This window comes from Achromobacter ruhlandii (assembly GCF_002082135.1).
Lineage (GTDB): Bacteria > Pseudomonadota > Gammaproteobacteria > Burkholderiales > Burkholderiaceae_B > Achromobacter > Achromobacter ruhlandii.
Genome location: NZ_CP017433.1, coordinates 6,206,010 through 6,226,335, shown reverse-complemented (window position 1 = coordinate 6,226,335; position 20,326 = coordinate 6,206,010). Strand labels below are relative to the sequence as shown.

19 protein-coding genes are annotated in these 20,326 nt (G+C 66.2%); 15 read left to right on the top strand and 4 right to left on the bottom strand.

Going from position 1 to position 20,326, the window contains the following annotated elements; translation table 11 throughout:
- Positions 1-160 precede the first annotated feature (160 nt).
- From AruCF_RS28225 to clsB, 12 genes are all read left to right on the top strand, one after another.
- Positions 161-646, top strand: a complete 486-nt coding sequence (locus tag AruCF_RS28225) for a GAF domain-containing protein (RefSeq protein ID WP_049077169.1) — start codon at positions 161-163, stop codon at positions 644-646.
- Positions 647-954: 308 nt separating this feature from the next.
- The gene (gene dapA, locus AruCF_RS28220; RefSeq protein ID WP_049077167.1) at positions 955-1,848 is read left to right on the top strand and encodes a 4-hydroxy-tetrahydrodipicolinate synthase; all 894 of its coding nucleotides are present in this window, start codon (positions 955-957) and stop codon (positions 1,846-1,848) included.
- A 124-nt stretch (positions 1,849-1,972) separates the two neighbouring features.
- Positions 1,973-2,749, top strand: coding sequence for a sterol desaturase family protein (locus AruCF_RS28215; RefSeq protein ID WP_024070755.1), 777 nt, complete (start codon positions 1,973-1,975; stop codon positions 2,747-2,749).
- Positions 2,733-3,641, top strand: coding sequence for a fatty acid desaturase (locus tag AruCF_RS28210; RefSeq protein ID WP_059272856.1), 909 nt, complete (start codon positions 2,733-2,735; stop codon positions 3,639-3,641). Before AruCF_RS28215 ends, AruCF_RS28210 begins: the two co-directional genes overlap by 17 nt.
- Positions 3,642-3,676: 35 nt before the next feature.
- Positions 3,677-5,608, top strand: a complete 1,932-nt coding sequence (locus AruCF_RS28205; RefSeq protein ID WP_049077162.1) for a StlD/DarB family beta-ketosynthase — start codon at positions 3,677-3,679, stop codon at positions 5,606-5,608.
- Positions 5,605-6,501 carry a DUF6999 family protein gene (locus tag AruCF_RS28200; RefSeq protein ID WP_049077159.1) on the top strand — a complete coding sequence of 299 codons (897 nt, stop codon included), beginning with the start codon at positions 5,605-5,607 and terminating at the stop codon, positions 6,499-6,501. The genes AruCF_RS28205 and AruCF_RS28200 overlap by 4 nt, the downstream gene beginning before the upstream one ends.
- Before the next feature lie 127 nt (positions 6,502-6,628).
- The gene (locus tag AruCF_RS28195; RefSeq protein WP_049077157.1) at positions 6,629-7,912 is read left to right on the top strand and encodes a putative Na+/H+ antiporter; all 1,284 of its coding nucleotides are present in this window, start codon (positions 6,629-6,631) and stop codon (positions 7,910-7,912) included.
- A gap of 257 nt (positions 7,913-8,169) precedes the next feature.
- On the top strand, positions 8,170-8,487 hold the full coding sequence (locus AruCF_RS28190; protein ID WP_049077155.1) for an FmdB family zinc ribbon protein: 318 nt from the start codon (positions 8,170-8,172) through the stop codon (positions 8,485-8,487).
- A 17-nt stretch (positions 8,488-8,504) separates the two neighbouring features.
- On the top strand, positions 8,505-9,167 hold the full coding sequence (locus AruCF_RS28185) for a DUF502 domain-containing protein (RefSeq protein ID WP_049077153.1): 663 nt from the start codon (positions 8,505-8,507) through the stop codon (positions 9,165-9,167).
- Positions 9,168-9,207: 40 nt separating this feature from the next.
- Complete coding sequence (gene aspS / locus AruCF_RS28180) at positions 9,208-10,995, top strand: aspartate--tRNA ligase (protein WP_049077151.1); 1,788 nt, start codon at positions 9,208-9,210, stop codon at positions 10,993-10,995.
- A 363-nt stretch (positions 10,996-11,358) separates the two neighbouring features.
- Positions 11,359-12,225: an endonuclease/exonuclease/phosphatase family protein gene (locus tag AruCF_RS28175; RefSeq protein WP_049077149.1), complete on the top strand. Its 867-nt coding sequence runs from the start codon at positions 11,359-11,361 to the stop codon at positions 12,223-12,225.
- Positions 12,222-13,433: a cardiolipin synthase ClsB gene (gene clsB, locus AruCF_RS28170; protein WP_049077146.1), complete on the top strand. Its 1,212-nt coding sequence runs from the start codon at positions 12,222-12,224 to the stop codon at positions 13,431-13,433. The genes AruCF_RS28175 and clsB overlap by 4 nt, the downstream gene beginning before the upstream one ends.
- 11 nt (positions 13,434-13,444) lie before the next feature.
- On the opposite strand, the gene AruCF_RS28165 is transcribed toward clsB, so the two are convergent.
- The 3 genes from AruCF_RS28165 to AruCF_RS28155 form a co-directional block, all read right to left on the bottom strand.
- Positions 13,445-14,314, bottom strand: a complete 870-nt coding sequence (locus tag AruCF_RS28165; protein WP_049077144.1) for a DMT family transporter — start codon at positions 14,312-14,314, stop codon at positions 13,445-13,447.
- Between the two features lie 15 nt (positions 14,315-14,329).
- A complete protein-coding gene (locus AruCF_RS28160) occupies positions 14,330-15,688 on the bottom strand; it encodes an MFS transporter (RefSeq protein ID WP_049078202.1) in 1,359 nt (452 codons plus the stop codon).
- A 96-nt stretch (positions 15,689-15,784) separates the two neighbouring features.
- Positions 15,785-16,354: an SRPBCC family protein gene (locus AruCF_RS28155; protein ID WP_049077142.1), complete on the bottom strand. Its 570-nt coding sequence runs from the start codon at positions 16,352-16,354 to the stop codon at positions 15,785-15,787.
- A gap of 174 nt (positions 16,355-16,528) precedes the next feature.
- Here AruCF_RS28155 and AruCF_RS28150 point away from each other — a divergent pair, with 174 nt between their 5' ends.
- From AruCF_RS28150 to AruCF_RS28140, 3 genes are all read left to right on the top strand, one after another.
- Positions 16,529-17,632, top strand: coding sequence for an MraY family glycosyltransferase (locus tag AruCF_RS28150; RefSeq protein ID WP_049077141.1), 1,104 nt, complete (start codon positions 16,529-16,531; stop codon positions 17,630-17,632).
- Between the two features lie 147 nt (positions 17,633-17,779).
- A complete protein-coding gene (gene waaC, locus AruCF_RS28145) occupies positions 17,780-18,817 on the top strand; it encodes a lipopolysaccharide heptosyltransferase I (protein ID WP_049077140.1) in 1,038 nt (345 codons plus the stop codon).
- Positions 18,817-20,130 carry a 3-deoxy-D-manno-octulosonic acid transferase gene (locus AruCF_RS28140; RefSeq protein ID WP_063568516.1) on the top strand — a complete coding sequence of 438 codons (1,314 nt, stop codon included), beginning with the start codon at positions 18,817-18,819 and terminating at the stop codon, positions 20,128-20,130. The genes waaC and AruCF_RS28140 overlap by 1 nt, the downstream gene beginning before the upstream one ends.
- A gap of 21 nt (positions 20,131-20,151) precedes the next feature.
- Here AruCF_RS28140 and AruCF_RS29615 read toward each other — a convergent pair whose 3' ends face one another.
- Positions 20,152-20,316, bottom strand: coding sequence for a hypothetical protein (locus AruCF_RS29615; protein WP_167352803.1), 165 nt, complete (start codon positions 20,314-20,316; stop codon positions 20,152-20,154).
- Positions 20,317-20,326: the final 10 nt, after the last annotated feature.

The window sequence follows — 20,326 nt, the reverse complement described above, 5'->3', positions numbered from 1 at the left end:
TTCTTAATCAAGAAGGGAGTGACGGGGTGATGACAACGGCGCGGTAAAGACGTTACTGCGTAAACTATTGTCCCACAGCGTGGCAAGGCGGCCCCTTTATCGTGGGCAGCCCCTAAAATCACTTGCATCGATAATCGCCTGTACAGTTACATTTAGATATATGTTTGAAGCCGCCCCGATCACCGCCGACTCCAAGGCCGCGCTGTACGCCGAACTGGCCAAGCAGGCCCGCGCCCTGCTGGACGGCGAGCACGACCGCATCGCCAATGCCGCCAACCTGAGCGCGCTGGCCTACCAGGCGCTGCCCGACCTGAACTGGGTCGGGTTCTATCTGTTCGACGGCACCGAGCTGGTGCTGGGCCCGTTCCAGGGCAAGCCGGCCTGCGTGCGCATTCCGCTCAATCGCGGCGTGTGCGGCGCGGCCGCCAGCCAGCGCCAGACGCAGCTGGTGCCGGACGTGCACGCGTTCCCCGGCCACATCGCCTGCGACGCGGCCTCGCGTTCCGAGATCGTGGTGCCGCTGGTGCACCAGGGCGAGTTGATCGGCGTGTGGGACGTGGACAGCCCGGTGCCGGACCGCTTCGACGAAGACGATCGCCAGGGCATGGAAGCGCTGTGCGCGATCTTCCTGGCCAGCCTGCGTTGACAGCGTGGCGGCGGCCCGGTAGATTTGCGCATCGGTCGCCCGCGGCCGGTTTCAACCCTTTATTCCATTCATGATTCCTCAGGCCATCCAGTCCGCTTTCCTGTTCCGCGCCCTCGGCGTGGCGACGGTTTGCGCCGGCCTGAAATCCAAAAAACAGCCGCTCATCTGACCGGAGCATGCTGTTCCGTCAGATGGGCGACGGAACAGCGGCCTCACGGCGGCGCCACGGCGCCTTCGCGCGCACCCCCTGGTATCCCGAGCACTTCTGTACGGCCCAACCACGGTCCGCTTACACCGAAGGAGTGTTCATGCAAACTCATCAATCCCCGTTCCAAGGCGTCTGGATTCCCCTGGTGACGCCGTTTTCCGGCGGCGCCGTCGATGGCGGGGCCTTGCGCCGGCTGGTGCGCCATTTCAAGGCCGCGGGCGTCGACGGCCTGGTCGTCTGCGGCAGCACGGGCGAAGCCGCGGCGCTCGATGACGCCGAGCAACTGGCGGTGCTGGACGCCGTGCTGAACGAGGCCGGCGCCATGCCGGTGGTGATGGGCCTGGCGGGCAATCACCAGGGGCACGTGCTGCAGCGGCTGGCCGCGTTCGGCACCCGGCCGCTGGCCGGCATCCTGGCGCCGGCGCCTTACTACGTGCGCCCGGGCCAGGACGGCGCGGCCGCTTATTTCCGCAGCCTGGCCGATGCCTCGCGCTTTCCCCTGGTGCTGTACGACATTCCCTATCGCACAGGCACAACGCTGGAGACCGCGACATTGCTGTCGCTGGCCGCGCATCCGAACATCGCCGCGATCAAGGACTGTGGCGGTTCGCTCGACAAGACCCTGGCCCTGATCGCCGACGGCAACATGAACGTGCTGGCGGGCGAGGACCTGCAATCGCTGTCGCTGCTGTGCCTGGGCGGCAGCGGCCTGATCGCGGCGGCGGCGCACATCCGGCCCGACCTGTTCGTGGCCATGTACCAGGCGGTGCGGGCGCAGCAACTGGATCTGGCCCGCAAGCTGTTCCAGGCGCTGGCGCCGGTGATTCAACTGGCGTTCGCCGAACCCAATCCGGGGCCGGTCAAGGCGCAACTGGGGCGCCAGGGCCTGTTGAGCGCGGAGCTGCGCGAGCCGATGCCGGCCGCGAGCGCGGCCCTGGCTCGTCGCATGGATGCGGCGGTAGCAGGCTTGAACCGGCAGTTTCCCTGCCAATAGGCGCAACTTCGGCCTGAGAGTGGCAGCTTTGTGGCGTCCGGATTCATTTGGTAATAAATGTCTCACCGCGCGGCTGACGGATTGCTTATGATGCGGCCATTCTCCGGGGTGAAACAAAACGTTCATGGCCCAAGCTTTTGTCGCGTTGTCCGCCTGGCAGGTCATGCTGGCGGGCCTGCTGTTCTTCGGCGGCATCTACCTGCTGTTCGGCGCGGCCACCTGGCTGCTGACCCAGCGCATCCTGCCGGCGCTGGGCATCGGCCGGCCGCTCGATCCGCGGCCGCTGGCGCCGGGCCAGTTGCGCCGTGAATTCACGCAGTCGGGCGTGTCGATTCTGCTGTTCGGCACTGGCATGATCTTTCCGTGGGGCCTGCTGCAGCTGGGCTGGGCGCACCTGGATCCGGATGCCAGCTGGCAGAAAATCACGCTGGAGATCCTGGCCCTGGTGGCCTGGAACGACGTGCATTTCTGGATCAACCACCGGCTGCTGCACACCAAGCTGCTGCGCCGTTTCCACCTGCCGCACCACCGTTCGGTGGTGACGACGCCGTTCTCGACCTACAGCTTCCATCCGATCGAAGCGCTGATGCTGGGCAACGTGATCATGCTGCCGATGGTGCTGCATGATTTCAGCTTCTGGTCGCTGGCGTCGGTGCCGCTGTTCAGCCTGTTCTTCAACTGCATCGGCCACGCCAACTACGACTTCTTTCCCAACGTGTCGTATGCGCACTGGTTTGCGGCGAGCCGCCGGCATCACCTGCACCACGCCTGCTACAACGGCAATTTTGGTTTCCAGTTCACGTTCATGGACCGCCTGTTCCGCACCCGGCTGAAGGCCGAGGCGGCCGCGCCCCAGCTGGAAGCTTTCCGGCAGCGAGAATCGCTTGGCGGACGGGCTTAGCAAGACGCGCCGGCTGCCCGCGCTGCGCAACCGGCGCGATTGGCAGAGCCTGGCCTACCTGGCCGCGCTGCCCGCCCTGGCGGCGTGGCAGTGGCTGCACGGCTTCTGGTGGCCGCTGTACGCGTTGATGCTGTTCCTGACGCTGGGCATCGGCGTGATCCATCACAACCACACGCACATCCGCATGTGGCATGGCCGCTGGGCCAATCGCGCCACCGATTTCTGGATCACGCTGCTGCAGGGGCATCCCACTTTCGTGTTCTATCCGGCGCACGTGGCCAACCACCACCGCTACAAGCATGGCGCGCGCGACGTGGCACGCACCTATCGCTTTGGCGGCGACACCAATCACCTGTGGGGCTACCTGATCCATCCGGTGCAGGCCGTGTGGGTGCTGTATCCGCTGTTTTTCGCCTGGCTGGGACGGCTGCGCCGGCACTGGCCGGGCGCGTGGCGCTACTGCATGTGCCAGTACGGCGCCTGGCTGGGGCTGTGGGGCGGCCTGCTGGCTATCAATCCGGTCAAGGCGCTGGTGTTCGTCATCATCCCGCAACTGCACGGCCTGCACTGGCTGCTGGCCACCAACTACCTGCAACATGCGCACGCCGATGGCGGACCGCGCGCCGTCGCCGGCCTGAACTACGCCCGCAACTTCGAAGGACTGGTCAATCCGCTGCTGTTCAACATCGGCCTGCACACCGCGCACCACGAGAATCCGCGCGCGCACTGGTCCGAACTGACCCGGTTGCACCGCGACCACTACCGGGCCCGCGTGACGCCCGCGCTGAACGAGGGCGGCCTGACGCCCTACATGTTCCGCGTGTTCGTGCTGGGCACCTTCCTGCCGCGCTTTCGCAGCCGCTCGTGCATGGCGCCCGAGCACGTGCGCTAGCGCCGCCACTCCATACCTGCCACTAGAGACCCGCCATGCCTATCGCGTTCAATCGTGTCTACCTGGAAAGCGCCGGCTATTTCATGCCGGGCGAACCCGTGTCCAACGAGGCCATGGACAGCTACATCGCGCCGCTGAACCGCATGTCCAGCCGCATCAAGAGCCGCATTCTGGCCGAGAACGGCATCAAGCAGCGCTACTACGCGATCGATGCCGAGGGCGGCACCGTCTTCACCAACGCGCAGCTGGCCGCCAACGCCATCCGCGATTGCCTGCGGCGCAATGACGGCGACCTGGCGGATGTGTCGTTGCTGACCAGCGGCTCGTCCGGCGGCGATGCGCTGATGCCGGGCTTTGCCAACATGATCCAGGGCGAGCTGGCCGCGCATCCGATGGAGACGCTGTCGGTGCACGGCATCTGCGCGGCGGGCGTGTCGGCGATTCAGGTGGCGGCGCAGGGCGTCGAGATGGGCGGCCATGCCAGCGCGCTGGCGGTGGCGGCCGAGCTGCCGTCGCGCCTGTTCAAGCGGTCGCGCTTTGCCGCGCGCGGCTACGACGCCGACTTCGACGCGCATTTCCTGCGCTGGATGCTGTCCGATGGCGCCGGCGCGTTGCTGCTGGGACGCGGCGGCCGGCCGTTGCCGGGCGCGTCCAAGGGCGTGCGGCTGCGCCTGAAGTGGGTGCACCAGCGCTCGTTCTCGGGCGACTATCCGGTGTGCATGCAACTGGGCCTGTCGGCCGACCGCCAGAAGGGCCACCTGGACTATCCGTCGTGGAACGAGGCCGAGGCCGATGGCGCGCTGTCGCTGCGCCAGGACATCCGCCTGCTGCCGCATCTGTTCGACATTGGCATCCACGAGTACGCCAAGCTGGTGCGCGACGGTTGGCTGGATCCGGACCAGGTCGATCATTTCCTGTGCCACTACTCATCAGAGAAATTCATTCCGGTGGTCGAGGACCTGATGGAGAAGGCCGGCCTGGTGATCCCGCGCGAGCGCTGGTTCAGCAACCTGGCCTGGCGCGGCAACACCGGCGCGGCGTCGATCCTGATCATGCTGGCCGAGTTCCTGGAAACGCGCGAGATCAAGCCGGGCGAGCAGATCTTCTGCTACATCCCCGAGTCGGGCCGCTTCATGGCGGCCTACATGCTGCTGGAGGCCGAGGCCGCGCATGACGCCGCGCCGTCGGTGGCCGTGGGCGCCACGCCGGCCGCGGCCGGGCGCGAGGACGCCCACAGCGCCGATGCCGACGCCATCGCGCCGCCGCACGATCCGGACATGGCGCCGCAGGGCCTGGGCCAGTTGCTCACCGAACTGGCGGCGATCTGGCACGACTACCGCTCGCGCGTCTGGCGCACGCCGGTGGTGCGACGCCTGCGCAACCGCCGCTTCGAGACCGCCGACTACCTTAACTGGATGGAGAACTGGATCCCGCAGGTGCGCGAGGGCAGCAAGTGGATGCGCGAAGGCGCGGCCTCGCTGACCGAGCAATATCAGCCGCTGGCCGCGCTGATCGACATGCATGCGGGCGAGGAGCAGAACGATTTCCAGATCCTGTTCCAGGACTACCGCACGGCCGGTGGCGTCATCGACAACATCGACGCGCTGCGCCGCAATCCCGGCGGCGAGGCGCTCAACGCCTATCTGCACAGCCTGGCCGCTACGCGCGACCCGATCGGCCTCCTGGGCGCCATCTACATCATCGAGGGCACCGGCCAGCGCATCGTGCCGGCCCTGCTGCCGTTGCTCAAGGCCAGCCTGAAGCTGCCGCCGGATGCCTTCCGCTTCCTGGAATACCATGGCCACAACGACGAGAACCACCTGGCGCGCTGGCTGACGGCGGTGGAACTGGCGCTGGACTGTGACGAGGACGGCCGCGCCGAGCAGCGTATCGTCGACACCGCGCGCCGCACGGCCGCGCTGTACCTGATGCAGTTTCATCACGTGATGGAGGATGATGCCGCATGAACAAGGAACCGGAATTTCTGGCCAAGGGCCACGATCCCGCCGATCCGAGTCCGTGGCTGGCGCTGTACCTGGATCGCAGCACGCCGCTGCCGGACAAGGTCAAGAAGGCCTGGCTGACCGATTCGAGCTGCGGCTCGCGCCAGTACCTGCTGCCATTCCTGCGGCCGCTGGCGCGCGCCTGCATCATCCTGATCCAGGTCATCAAGACCTTCCTGCCGCGCCGCTGGTCGCATTCGCGGCTGCTGCATCGCATCCTGGCGTGGGGCCTGAAGCGCTTCGTCTCGCCAGAGGCCAACTGGCTGATCCTGCGGCATTTCCATCTGGGCGCGCAGATCCTGGCGTTCATCGCGGCCAACTCGCCGGTGCGTATCACCACCACGCCGCTCGAACCGATGGAGATCGACGATCTCAAGGACGAACTGTTCGTCAAGCACGACCTCAACCTGTTCAACTTCGTGATCCGGCTGAACCAGGCCTTGCGCGACGCGGGCGTGGAGATGCATGCGCCCGAGCGCGTGGACTTTTCGATGATCCGCGACCCGGATCTCAAGCTCGAGGACATGCCGCAGGGCAAGCTGAATTTCCTCGACCTGCAAAGCGCCATCGAGCTGTTCACGCCGCTCTACCAGCTGATGCTGACCGACAACGACTTCTGGCGCGCGGCCAATTCGCTGCAGCTGGATGAGACCATCGGCATCTACGCGGCCAAATTGCTGGGCGCGCCGCAGCATCTGATCCTGGTCAACAACAGTCATCCGCTGGTGCCCATGTCGACGCTGCGTGCCGGGTACCGGCTGGTGCTGCATGGGCTGTCGACCGAAATGCTGCACAGCCTGCTGATGGAGATGCGCGATGCGCAGCAGGGCGGCGAACCGCCCGCGCCGATCGCCTGAAAAGTGGTCGAATCCTAGCGTTGTCCCTGTAGGGCGGGTCGGGTTCGCTACGCTATAGTGCGACCCTTGTCCGCCGATTCGGGGTCGCGTGCGCGCGGCCCGGGTCTTCATTCCGGAAGCGCTTTCGATGCCCCAGCCCATAGAGATCATCGCCACCCTCCTGTTCGTCGTGGCGGTGTTGCACACCTTTTCCGTTCCCATGTTCGCCCGCCTGGCCCATCGCGGCGGGCCGCATGCCGGCTTCTGGCACCTGCTGGCCGAGGTCGAGGCGGTTTTCGGGGTGTGGGCGTTCGCCCTGATCGTGGCGATGGCGGCACTGTCGGGGCCGTCCGCGGCCATCGGCTACATGGACACCCGCAACTTCACCGAGCCGCTGTTCGTCTTCACCATCATGGTGGTGGCGGCCAGCCGGCCGATCCTGGAGCTGGTGGGGCTGCTGGTGCGCGCCACGGCGCGCGCGCTGCCGCTGCCGCGCGAGCTGGCGACGTTCTTCGTGGTGATGTCGCTGGTGCCGCTGGGCGGCTCGTTCATCACCGAGCCGGCGGCCATGACGCTGGCGGCGATCCTGCTGCGTGATGCCTATTTCCGCACCAGCGGCCGCGCCGGCTTCAAGTACCTGACGCTGGGCGTGCTGTTCGTCAACGTGTCGATCGGCGGCGTGCTGACCTCCTACGCGGCGCCGCCGGTGCTGATGGTGGCGTCCACCTTCGGCTGGGACTCGGCCTTCATGGCGCAGCATTTCGGCTGGCGCGCGGCGGTGGCGGTGTGCCTGAACGCGGGCCTGCTGACCTTCATCTGCCGCAAGGCGCTGCTGGAGCGCTCGGTGGGCACGGGCGGCGGGGTCGACGCCCCGGAAGGCAAGGACAACCGGCCGCCCGTGCCGGCGCTGGTGATGCTGATCCACCTGGTGTTCCTGGTGGCGGTGGTGTTGAGCGCGCACCACCCGGCGATCTTCCTCGGCCTGCTGATGATGTTCATCGGCTTTGCCGAGGCCTACAAGCGCCACCAGAACCGCCTGTTGATCAAGGAAGGGCTGATGGTGGGCTTCTTCCTGGCCGGCCTGGTGGTGCTGGGCGGCCTGCAGAAGTGGTGGCTGCAGGACCTGCTGGGCGGGCTGGAGCCGTTCGTGCTGTTCTGGGGCGCGACCGCGCTGACGGCCATTACCGACAACGCCGCGCTGACCTACCTGGGGTCGCTGGTGGAAGGCACCAGCGAAGCCTGGCGCTACATGCTGGTGGCGGGCGCGGTGACGGGGGGCGGTCTGACCGTGATCGCCAACGCGCCGAATCCGGCCGGTTTCGCCATCCTGAAGAACCATTTTCCGGACGGCAGTATCTCGTCCGGGCGGCTGTTTTTGTCCGCGCTGGGGCCGACGGCGGTGGCCGCCGTGATGTTCCTGTTGCCCGTCTGAGGGCGCGGGGCGAGCCCGTCGGCGGAGCCCCCGGGCCCCCCGCTGTGGGGACGCCACCGGCCTTTCACGAAAAACCGCTAAAATTCAAGACTTTCCCGTATTTTTCCGGCCGTGCCCGGCCGTTGTCCGGTCCAGCGCCAGTTCCGGCCCCGGGGCCTCCCTTTGGAGGACTCCTCGAGCCCCTGGTTTTGCGCAATGGGTTTGCAACGTCTGGCCGACGGTCACTGATACACCGGGCCCGCGCCTGGGAGCCCTCGATGCCCATCTACGCCTATAAGTGCAGCGCCTGCGGCCATGCCAAAGACGTCCTGCAGAAGATTTCCGACGCGCCGCTTTCGGTTTGCCCCGAGTGCGGCCAGAGCACGTTTTCCAAGCAAGTGACCGCGGCTGGCTTCCAGCTCAAGGGCTCGGGCTGGTACGTCACCGATTTCCGCGGCAACGGCAGCGGCGGCCAACAGGCCACTGGCGCCAGTGCCCCGTCGACGCCCGCTGAAAGCGCCGCGCCAGCGGCCAGCGCACCGGCGGCGCCGGCCGCTGCCCCCGCGCCCGCCGCGGGGCCGTCCACCGCCTCCTGAGTAACCGCGCGATGCGTATGCGCGTCATCAAGAAGTACTTCATCACCGGCCTGCTGATCTGGGTTCCCCTGGTCATCACGGTGTGGGTGCTGGGTCTGCTGGTCGCCACCCTCGAAGGGTTCGTGCCTGGCTTTCTGTCGTCCGAGTCGCTGTTCGGCGTCGACATTCCCGGCTTCCGCTTCGTCCTGGTCATCGTGGTGGTGCTGTTGACGGGCATTTTCGCGGCCAACCTGATCGGCCGCACCATGGTGGACCAGTGGGAAAACCTGCTGGGCCGCATTCCACTGGTGCGCTCGATCTACAACTCGGTCAAGCAGGTCAGCGACACCGTGCTGGCCCCGAATGGCCAGGCATTCCGCCGCGCGGTGCTGGTGCAGTATCCGCGCGCCGGCAGCTGGACCATCGCATTTGTCACCGGCACGCCTAGCGGCGAAGTGGCCGACCGGCTGCCCGGGGACCACATCAGCGTGTACGTGCCGACCACGCCGAATCCCACGTCCGGCTTCTTCCTGATGGTGCCCCGTGCCGACACGGTGGACCTGCAGATGAGCGTGGACGCGGCCTTGAAGTACATCGTTTCCATGGGCGTCGTCGCCCCGGGTCCGGCCGCGCCGGGCGCCCGGCCGGCGCCGCTCTCTCCGACGCCGGACGCGCAGCGCGCGCCGGGCGTCGACCTGTAACCCTTTACGCTACTACCAAGCACACAACGGAGTTATCCCGATGCGTACCTGCTACACCGGCCAGGTTTGCCGCGACCATCTCGGCCAGACCGTCACCCTGTATGGCTGGGTGAACCGCCGCCGCGACCACGGCGGGGTCATCTTCATCGACTTGCGCGACCGCGCGGGCCTGGCGCAGATCGTGTTCGATCCGGATAACGCCGCCTTCGCCACCGCCGAGCGCCTGCGCAACGAATTCTGCATCCGCGTCACCGGCCTGGTGCGCGAGCGTCCGGCGGGCACCGCCAATGCCGAGCTGGCCTCGGGCGAGATCGAAGTGCTGTGCAAGGAAGTCGAGATCCTGAACGCGTCGGTCACGCCGCCGTTCCAGCTGGACGACGACAACCTGTCGGAAACCACCCGCCTGACGCATCGCGTGCTGGACCTGCGCCGCCCGCAGATGCAGCGCAACCTGATGCTGCGCTACCGCGTCTCGATCGAAACCCGCAAGTTCCTGGACCAGCTGGGCTTCATCGACATCGAAACCCCGATGCTGGCCAAGAGCACGCCGGAAGGCGCGCGCGACTACCTGGTGCCCTCGCGCGTCAACGCCGGCCACTTCTTCGCGCTGCCGCAATCGCCGCAGCTGTTCAAGCAGATGCTGATGGTGTCGGGCTTTGACCGCTACTACCAGATCACCAAGTGCTTCCGCGACGAAGACCTGCGCGCCGACCGCCAGCCGGAATTCACCCAGATCGACTGCGAAACCTCGTTCCTGAACGAGCTCGAGATCCGCGAGATCTTCGAGAACATGATCCGCCACGTGTTCAAGGTGGTGCAGGGCGTCGACCTGGCCAACCCATTCCCCATCATGACCTGGACCGAAGCGATGCGTCGCTACGGCTCGGACAAGCCCGACCTGCGCGTGCAGCTCGAATTCACCGATATGACCGACGTCATGCGCGACGTGGACTTCAAGGTGTTCGCCGCCGCCGCCACGGCGCCCGGCAGCCGCGTGGTCGCCCTGCGCGTGCCCGGCGGCGCCGAGATGTCGCGCAGTGAGATCGACGCCTACACCCAGTTCGTCGGCATCTACGGCGCCAAGGGCCTGGCCTACATCAAGGTCAACGAAGTGGCCAAGGGCCGCGACGGCCTGCAATCGCCCATCGTCAAGAACCTGCATGACGCCGCCCTGGCCGAACTGGTCAAGCGCACCGGCGCGCAGGACGGCGACATCATCTTCTTCGGCGCCGACCGCGAGAAGGTCGTCAACGACGCCATCGGCGCGCTGCGCGTGAAGATCGGCCACAGCGAATTCGGCAAGAAGACCGGCCTGTTCACCGCGGGCTGGATGCCGCTGTGGGTGGTCGACTTCCCGATGTTCGAATACGACGAGGAAGACGGCCGCTACACCGCCGCCCATCACCCGTTCACCAGCCCCAAGGACGGCCACGAGGACTTCCTCGAGACCGATCCCAGCAAGGCGTTCGCCAAGGCCTACGACATGGTCCTGAACGGCTGGGAAATCGGCGGCGGCTCGGTCCGTATCCACCGCGAGGAAGTGCAGAGCAAGGTGTTCCGCGCGCTCAAGATCGGCGCCGAGGAAGCCCGCGAGAAGTTTGGCTACCTGCTGGACGCGCTGCAGTACGGCGCGCCTCCGCACGGCGGCATCGCCTTCGGCCTGGACCGCATCGTCACGATGATGACCGGCGCCGAATCGATCCGCGACGTGATCGCTTTCCCGAAGACCCAGCGCGCGCAGGATCTGCTGACCCAGGCGCCGTCGGAAGTCGACGAGAAGCAACTGCGCGAGCTGCATATCCGCCTGCGCAACGCAGAGCCGAAGTAGGCCCACCCCCGAGCGCCTGCGGCGCTCCCCCTCAAGGGGGCGCCGCGCGGGACCGGCGGAGCCGGATCCCGGCGGCCTGGCTTGGGGGGCGCTGTGTCGGGCTCGCGGCTTTTTTTCTGGCTGCCCTGTATGTGTCTGGCTTGGGAGGCATCCCGGACGCGCGGCTTCGGCTGAGCTGATGCGCCTCTGAACCGCGGCCGGGGCCGGTCACGGCCGTTTCAGGGTGTCTCCGAGGTGGGAAGGGTTCATGGAATTGGAGTAATCTGGCAAACGCCGCCTGGGTTGGCGGTGCTTGCCGGGACGCTTCTTTTTTGTGGGCCTCGGTTGGCGGTTTCACTGTCTTGAGAAGGCGCCATCTCCTCCATGTCGCTCATTCGTGTCGTCAGCTACAACATCCATAAAGGTCGCTCGGCGCTGGGTCGTCGCGACTCGTTGAACGAACTGCGCCTGGGCCTTTACGGCCTGCGCCCCGACCTGGTCTTCCTGCAGGAAGTGCAGGGCCGCAACGAGCAGAAATCGCTGCTCGACGCCCAGCACGAGTCGCTGGCCGCCGCGCTCAAGCTGGACGTGGCCTACGGCCGCAACGCGATCCGCAGCGCCACGGACCACGGCAACGCCCTGTTGTCGCGCTTTCCCATCCTCGATCACGAAAACCAGGACATCTCCGATCATCGCCTGGAGCAGCGCGGGCTGCTGCACGCGACCATCGAACTCGACGGCCGGGCGGTGCATTGCTTCGTGGTGCACCTGGGCCTGTTCGCCGGCAGCCGCAGCCGCCAGATCCTGGCGCTGACCGAGCGCATCCGGCGCATGGTGCCCGATGGCGAACCGATCCTGATCGCGGGCGATTTCAACGACTGGGGCGACCGGCTGGCGCCGCTGTTCGTGCAGCAGTTGGGCCTGTACGAGGTGTTTTCGCACGCCCCGCGCAGTCATGGCGGCGAATTGCCGCGCTTGCGCGATTCGGTCAAGCGCCTGAGCAACGCCCTGCGCGGCCTGCCCAACAGCGGCGTGTCCGTGCTGGAACGCACCAATCAGCTGGGCATGGACGGCAATTCGCCCCTGTTGCTGCCGCCGCCGCGCACCTTTCCCGCCGTGTTTCCCTGGTTCCGCCTGGACCGCATCTACCAGCGCGGCTTCGCCGTGCGCAGCGCGCGCGTGCTGCGCGGCCGCGAATGGGCGCGGCTGTCCGATCATTCCCCCTTGCTGGCCGAGCTGGAACTCCCGTGAAGGCCGAGCAGGTCAGGCTGGAGTGGACCGACGGCAACGACATCCGGCTGCTGCAGAACGGCACCGACTTCTTTCCGGCGCTGTGCCAGGCGATCGATGCGGCGCAATCCAGCGTGCATCTGGAAACCTACATCTTCATGCTGGACCGCACCGGCGTGAAGGTGCTGGACTGTCTGACGGCGGCGGCCGCACGCGGCGTCAAGGTGCGCGTGGTGCTCGATGGCTTCGGCGCGGCCGAAACCGCGGATACCCTGCGTGAGCGCTTGACCAGCGCGGGGGCGCAATGCCGCATCTTCCGTCCCGAGCCGCGCTGGTTCGCGAAGTTCATTCCCTCGCGCAGCCGCCTGAGGCGCCTGCACCGCAAGGTCACCATCGTCGATGGCAGCGTCGCCTTCATCGGCGGCATCAACATCATCGACGATTATGACGATCTCGATCCCACCGACGGCATCTCGGCGCCGCGCTTCGATTTCGCGGTCCAGGTGCGCGGCCCGCTGGTGACAGAGGCGGCGTACGCGCAGGACCTGCTGTGGGTGCGCCTGAACTGGGCGCGTCTGCGGCGCCATCCGCGCGACTGGAACCGCATGCGGCTGACCAAGCCCAGCCACGCGCCGGTGGCGCCCTGTGGCACCCTGCGCGCCGCGCTGGTGCTGCGGGACAACCTGCGCTTTCGCCAGACCTTCGAACGCGCCTACCTGTATGGCATTACCCAGGCGCGGCGCGACATCCTCATCGCCAACGCCTATTTCTTTCCCGGCCGCCAGTTTCGCCGCGCCCTGGCCAAGGCCGCCGCGCGCGGCGTGCGCGTGCGGCTGCTACTGCAGGGCAAGGTCGAATACCGCATGCAGTACCACGCCACGCGCTCGCTGTACGACCAGCTGCTGCGCGATGGCATCGAGATCTATGAGTACATGCCAAGCTATCTGCATGCCAAGGTGGCGGTGATCGACAACGTCGCCACGGTCGGCTCGTCCAACCTGGATCCGTTCAGCCTGCTGCTGGCGCGCGAGGCCAATGTGGTGGTCGACGACCAGCCGTTTGCCTGGGACCTGCAGGAGCGGCTGGAAGCGGCGATCCAGGAAGGCGGGCGCTTCATCCGTCCGCTGGAATATCAGCGGCGGGGGTGGGTGCGGCGGTGGGTGGATGCGATGTCGTATACGTTGCTGCGGATCGGGGTGGCGTTGACGGGGACGTCGGATAAGTATTGAAGCGCGCCGCCTCAGGCGCGCTTTTTCAGCAGCCCCAGGGCCAGGGCCGTGCCGACCAGGATGATGGCGGCGCCGGCGCCGATGGATGGCGTGATGGCTTCGTCCAGGAACCAGGCGCCCCAGACGACGCCAAAGATCGGCACCAGGAAGGTGACGCTGACGGCGCCGGTGGGGCCGACATTGGCGATCAGCCGGAAGAACACGATATAGGCCGCGCCGGTGCAGACGATCGCCAGCAGGATGGTGGCGATCCAGGCGGAGCCTGACGCGGGCGTTTCGGGCCAGGCGGAGATCGCCAGCGGCAGCAGGACCAGCGAGGCGGCGATCATGCTGCCCGTGGCATTGGCCAAGGCGTCCACGCCGTTCAGGAAGCGCTTGGTCCAGTTGGCGGCGATACCGTAGAAGATGGGCGCGGAAATCGCGGCAATCACGGCAGGACCGGTGCCGCCGTCCTGGAAGTGCAGTTTGTCCCAGACCAGCACGATGATACCGACCAGGCCGATCATCAGGCCGAGCGACCGCATCCAGGGCAGGCGGTCCTTGAACCACAGCCAGCCCACGACCGCGCCCCAGATCGGGGTGACGGCGTTCGCCACGGACAGGAATCCGGCGCCGAGCGACTGCGCCGCGTAGGCATACAGCAGGAAGGGCACCGCCGCGTTGAGCGTGCCAACCACCAGCAGCGATTTCCAATGTTGGCGAATGAGGCGCAATCTGCCCCGCCACAGCGCGATCGGCAGCAGGAACAGCGCCGCCAGGCCCACGCGCAGTTCGATCAGCGCAACCGGACCGAAGTCCGCCACCGCCAGGCGCATGAACAAAAAAGAGCCGCCCCAGACGGCGGCCAGCAAAAGAAGGTCCAGCAGATCGCGTTGGCGCATGCGTTCAGTCCCGGTTCACGTCGGCTTCCGGCTCGTGGCCAGATTCTTCATCTTGACCCGGTGCGCCAGCAGCGCACAGGCCAGGGACAGGACGATACACAGCACCAGGCCGGTGCGCACTCCGTTTAATACATTGCTGTGCGAAATCAGGATGCCGACGACCGCGGTTCCCAGCGCGCTGCCGATGGCGCGTGTGGTCTGGACGAGCGCCGAAGCCACGCCGACGTCGCGGCGTTCGCTCAGCATCTGCATGAACAGGGTCAGGTTGGGCAGCAGGAAGCCCAGCGCGCAACCGTTGACGAAGAAGGCCGCCAGGATCCACCAGGCCGAGGTACCCGGGGAGATCAGCAGCACCATCAGTGAACCGGTCGCCAACAGGCCACCGCCGAATACCATCAGGCGCTGGGGTTCGGTCTGCCGCGGGAACAGCCGGCCATTGATGATGCTGCCGACCGAAATCGCGGCCACCAGCGGTGTCAGCAGCAGACCTGCCTCGCTGGGGGTGTAGCCGAGCACTTGTTGCAGCAGCAGCGGGCTGTAGAAGATCAGGACGAACATGACGGCGCCCACCATCATGGCGGCGAGATTCAGCAACCGTGATTCCCAGGCCGCCAGTACACGCAGCGGAAATATCGGGGATGCGACGCGGCGTTCGATGGGAATCAAGGCGGCGATGGCTAGCGCGCCAGCAACGGCGAGGGCCAGTCCCACCAAGGGGTGGGCGTGGTCGCCGCTGGCGAAGGCCAGTTCCAGGGCCGCCAGGGGTGCACCCACCGCGACCACCAGCAGTATGGCGCCAAGCCAGTCGATCTTGCGGCTTTCATTGTGCAGTGGCCGGATCCGAGGGAAATAGCGCGCGAGCAGGAAGAGCGTGATGGCCGCCGCGACCGGGGAAATGAAGAATGCGGCGCGCCAGCCCATGGCCTGTGTCACTGCGCCGCCCAGTACCGGGCCGATTCCACTCGCCATGGCGAACGCGGCGGATACCAGCGCCATCCAGCGTACGCGTTGTTTGGCGTCGGGGAACAGGTCGGCAGGTGCCGCGAACGCGGTCGCGATCATCATGCCGCCGCCGATGCCTTGCAGCGAGCGGAATACGATCAACTGCGTCATGGATTGCGACAGGCCGCAGGCGATGGAGCCCAAGGCGATGATCAGGACCGACACCAACATCAACGGCTTGCGGCCAAACATGTCGCCCAGGCGACCGAAGATCAGGATCGATGCAGCAGTGGCCAGCAGGTAGCCGGTGCCCACCCAGGCATACAGGGACATGCCGTCGAGGGCCTCAGCCACGCGTGGCAAGGTGGTGCTGATGATGGTGGAATCGAATGCCGCCAGCACGACGGTGGCGGATACCCCCGCCATGGCCATCAGCAGGTCGCGGCGGGAATGCGCGGGGACGGCAGGTTGGGTCGGTGAGGGGGGCGGATTCATGCCGCCAAGCATATCACCGGCCCACTAGGGTTTTTACTTGTAGAAGGCGTGGTAGCTCCAGAACACCGCGATGACCAACACGACCAGTGCCCACGACCAACGCGAATTCGACAGGCCGCGCGGTTCCGGTTCCGGGGGCGGCGGGGGCGGCGCAAGGCGGGGCTGGGCCGCCATGTGGTCAATGAAGGCGGTAAAGAATTTCTGGATGATCTTGTCGCCTGCTTTCAATAGCAGGCCTTCGCCGCATTCAGCGAGCTTGCCGCCAGCCATGCCAGCCACGGTGTAGGCGACACGGGTGCCTTGATCCTTGGTGCTGAGGTTGACCTGTGCTGTGCCTATCGCCAGGCATGCGGCGCGTCCTTTGCCTTCGAACACAAGCGTGCAACTGTTAGGGGCATTGGTGTCCGACATCAGGATCTCGCCTTCGTAGTCGGTATCTATGCCTGCGACCTTGGCCCGCAAAGTGACAGCGTATTCGGTGGGACTGCGCAGGACGACTTCCACGCAACCTGGGATGCACTTCTTCAACACTTCCGGGTCTGTCAGCGCATCCCATGTCTGGTGCTGCGTTGCAGGAATCCATTGGGCATCGGCTATGCGCATGGCTGTCTCCTTGTAGAAGAGTTGTAGGTATATTCTGTGCTCAATTGATGGGTTTGGCTACTTGGGGACGAGCACCCTCGTCATCCCTTCGCATGATCAGCAATTTTGTCCTCCTCTTTCGGGGGGGATGTGACGCTACAATCGCGCCAATTCTCCATTCCGGCGTGCTTTTCCATGTTGTACGTTCTTGTAGCGTTTCTGGTTTCGCTCATCTCGACCTTGCTGATCGTTCGCTACCGTTCGTGGCATGATGGCCTGACGGCCGATCACGACCTGAATGGCGTCCAGAAGTATCATTCGGCCCCGGTTCCCCGCATTGGGGGGCTGTCACTGCTCGTGGCCAGTGGCGTCACCTGTATATTGGTGGCGATACGAGAACCCGAGGTGCTTGTCAGCATGGTGCTGTTGCTGGCTGCGGGCATGCCGGCATTTCTAGGTGGTTTTGCCGAAGACTTGACGAAACAGGTGCGAGTGTTGGTCCGGCTCGGTCTGGCGATGCTGTCCGGCGTAGTCGCCTATTACTTGCTGGGGGCCGCGGTAACGCGCGTCGATATTATTGGCGTCGACTGGCTGCTGCAGTTCGGGGTCGTGTCCCTGATATTCACCTCGGTGGCGATCGGGGGGGCAGCGAATGCGATCAACATTATCGACGGCTATAACGGCCTGGCCGCCGTGGTATCCGCAATGATTTTGGCCGGATTTGCGTATGTGTCGTTTTATCTGGGCGATCGCTTCTTGCTTATCGTGGCGCTCAGCACCTTGGGTGGCGTTATCGGATTCCTGGTGTGGAACTATCCCCGCGGACACATCTTCCTAGGCGATGGTGGTGCCTATTTTCTCGGATTCATCATCGGTGAATTGTCGGTGTTGATGCTGGCAAGGCATCCGCAGGTATCCGCATGGTTTCCGCTGCTTCTGTGTATTTATCCAGTGTTCGAGACTTTGTTTTCGATATACCGGAAAAAATGGCTGCGAGGGCGTTCCCCCGGCGCACCGGATGGCGTGCACCTGCATATGCTGATCTACAAGCGCCTGGTGCGGTGGGCGATCGGCTCGCGTGAAATGCGCCACCAGACGCAGCGCAACTCCATGACGTCACCCTATCTGTGGTTGCTTTCGTCGCTGGCGGTCATCCCCGCCGTGTTGTTCTGGCAACAGCCCTATATTCTTATGTTGTTCACGGCCGTATTCTCGGCAACCTATATCGTCCTGTATCGTAAATTGGTGCTTTTCCGCATGCCGAAGTGGATGATCGTCAAAAAGCGCAAGCGCCATTGATATCGGCGGAATTCCGTTGACAGCGCGGCCCAGTTCCGCACGCCGGCCGCGCATCGCGATACCAGCCAATGTTGTTGTACAGTGCGGGCTGCGTTGATCGGTGCCAGCCCTTGTCGTCCGATGGGGCGCCCAGCACGAATCCTGCCCATGCCCACACGAATTCTCATTGTCCGCACCTCCTCCCTGGGCGACCTCGTCCATATGCTGCCGGCTATTACGGATATCGCCAGGCACGTCCCCGACGCGCAGATAGATTGGGTGGTCGAAGAGGCGTTTGCGGAGATCCCATCATGGCATCCCGCGGTCAAGGAGATCATCCCGGTCGCACACCGGCGCTGGAGAAAATCTTGGTGGTCGGCGCAGGTGCGGGCGGAACGACGCGTATTGCGCGAACGGTTGCGCTCGGTGCAGTATGACATCGTGCTCGATATGCAGGCACTGCTTAAGTCCGCGTGGCTGGTGCGCCAGGCGCGCGGCGTGCGTCACGGACTTGACTGGCGTTCGGCGCGTGAACCCTTGGCGTCCCTGTTCTACAACGTGCGTCACCGGGTGGAGTTCTGGCAGCCCGCCGTGATTCGCCAACGCAAGCTGGCGGGCCTGACCTTTGGCTACCAGCATGCTGGCTTGCCGGATTTCGGTTTGCAGTCATTTGTGCGTCAGGCCAGTCAGGATGTGGAGCCCTCAGTCGAAGTGGGCAGCGCGGGCCTGAATGTGAACGAGTTTCCCCGGTTGCATCACCTGGACCCCGACCGCGGTTACGCGGTGATCATGCCGTCGGCCAGCCGGGACGACAAGCTGTGGCCTGAAGATGACTGGCGCGCCGTGTTCCGCCGTTTGCTTGACGCCGGCTGTGCGCTCAAGCTGCTGGCCGGCAATGACCAGGAAGCCGAGCGTGCCCGCCTGCTGGTCGCGGGCATGGAAGACGTCGAAGTCATGCCCCGAATGGACCTGACCTCGGTTGCCCGGCTGCTGGCCGGGGCGCGCCTGATGGTCGGCCTGGACAGCGGCCTGACCCACCTGTCGGCCGCGCTGGGCCGTCCCACCATCGGCATCTACCGCGCTTCCACGCCGGTGCGCACGCCGCTGGTCGGTTCGAACTACACCGCCAGCCTGGGCGACCGCGGCGCCTCGCCGTCGCGCGAAGCTGTCATGGCGTCGGTGGAGCAGGCGCTGGCCGCGCGCTGATGAACCGCACCGTCTACACGCTGGGGTTGCGGGCGCTGGCGCCCCTGGTGTGGCTGTGGATGGCGCGTCGCGCCAGGCGGGCCGGGGGTGAATGGGGAATCTTCTCGCCCGAGCGATTCGGGCGGGCTGTATCGGGCGCGACCGTGCCGGACCGCTTTGCGCCCGGCAAAACCGGGGCTACCGCAGCGATCGAAGGCCCGGTGTGGGTGCACGCCGTCAGCCTGGGCGAGACGCGTGCCGCGCAGCCGCTGCTGCAGGCCTTGCTCGATCGCGGCCTGCCGGTGCTGCTGACTCACATCACCGCCACCGGCCGGGCCGAAGGCGCGCGCCTGTTCGCCGATGCCATCGCCCGCGGCCAGTTGCGGCAGGCCTGGCTGCCCTACGATTTTCCGGGCGCCACGCGCCGCTTCCTGGCCGCGGCCAGGCCGCGCTGCGGCATCCTCATCGAACGCGAGATCTGGCCCAACCTGCTGGCCGCGGCGCGGCGCGCAGGCGTGCCGATGGCGCTGGTGAGCGCTCGGTTCTCGGAGTCGTCGCTGCGGCAGGCGGGACGCATGGGCGGAGTCATGCGCGAGGCGCTGGCCGGCCTGGACTTGGTGCTGGCCCAGACCGCGCCTGACGCCGAGCGGCTGGCCCGGGCTGGCGCGCCGCAGCCGGCCGTCTCCGGCAATTTGAAGTTCGATCTGTCTCTGCCCCAGGACCGGGTGCGGGAGGGGCAGGCCTGGCGCGCGCGCCTGGGCCGGCCGGTGGTCGCCCTGGCCAGTACCCGCGAAGGCGAGGACGGGCCCTTCATCGCGGCCCTCAAGCGTCTCGCGGGCACGCCCGGTGGGCCTCTGTTCCTGTTGATCCCGCGCCATCCACAGCGTTTCGACGAGGCCGCCGCGTTGCTGGAACAGGCCGGCCTGCCTTATGTTCGGCGGTCGACAGGCCAGGAGCCGGAGCCGCGCACGACCGTGTTGCTGGGAGACACGCTGGGGGAGATGGCTTTCTATTACGCCGCCGCCGATGTGGCCGTGGTGGCCGGCAGTTTCGCGCCGCTGGGTGGGCAGAACCTGATCGAAGCCTGCGCGGCCGGCGTGCCGGTCATCGTCGGGCCACACACCTTCAATTTCCAGCAGGCCGCCAGCGATGCCATCGAGGCGGGCGCGGCGCAACGCCAGCCGGATCCGGAGCGGGCCGTGGCGGCCGCGCTGGCGCTGCTGGCCGACCCCATTGCGCGGCAGGCGGCCGGTGACGCGGCGCAGGCCTGGTTCGCCAGCCATGCGGGCGCCACCGCGCGGACCATGGACGCGCTGGCGCCCTGGTTGCGGTAAGGTCCGCGCCCGCCAAGCGCCTCAGGCGGGTTTGCGCGGTACCAGCGTAACGGCGCCGGGGTTCAGTTCCTGGCTGAAGCGGCGCGTGTCGCGCCCTTCGTCTTCCGGGCGCACGCCCAGCCAGCCTTGGCCGAGGGCGTAGACGCCCAGGTTGGCCAGCAGGATCAGGATGAAGAGCACTCGCATGGCGCGGCCT